Origin of the sequence: Anaerotignum faecicola, assembly GCA_024460105.1 — a bacterium.
GTDB lineage: Bacteria > Bacillota > Clostridia > Lachnospirales > Anaerotignaceae > JANFXS01.
This window is the reverse complement of the sequence record JANFXS010000278.1, coordinates 1-453: the sequence shown is the minus strand read 5'-3', so window position 1 is coordinate 453 and position 453 is coordinate 1. Positions and strand designations below refer to the sequence as shown.

Annotated in this window: 1 protein-coding gene; it reads left to right on the top strand. The window is 52.3% G+C overall.

Translation table 11 applies throughout. The annotated features are described in order from the left end of the window. Nucleotides 1-27 precede the first annotated feature (27 nt). On the top strand, nt 28-453 hold a 426-nt coding region (locus NE664_13945), incomplete at its 3' end, for a hypothetical protein (GenBank protein ID MCQ4727736.1).

Sequence of the window (453 nt, the reverse complement as noted above, 5' to 3'; positions counted from 1 at the left end):
GAGGTAACCAGCGGCAGGAGCGTGGTGGTGTTAAATCAGTATCTGGGAACAGAGCCGGAAGAAGTGGAGGGGCCAAACGCCGCGGTGCTATATCCGGCCAGCGTATGTGAGGCAGGGGAAAATGCTTTTGCATATAAGGGACAGGTAAAGCTAAAAGAGATTGAACTGGTCTATAAAGAGGATTCAGACACAGAGGCTGCATATAAAAGGCGGGAAACCGCCTGGATTGCGGACGGGACAGATCCCATCCTGGATACTGCCCAGTTCCTCCTTAATCTTCAGATACAGGAACCGGAACAGTCGCCGTTTAAAGGCGCCTGCTGGACGCTTTACGACTATGATGACGAATGTCCGCGGCTGGTCAACTGGCTGTGGGACAATGCCGTGGTGGTGGCCTGTATGGCGGAGCTTATCAAAAGCGGCTGTTATCCGGAAAAAGAAGCACTGTTTTTG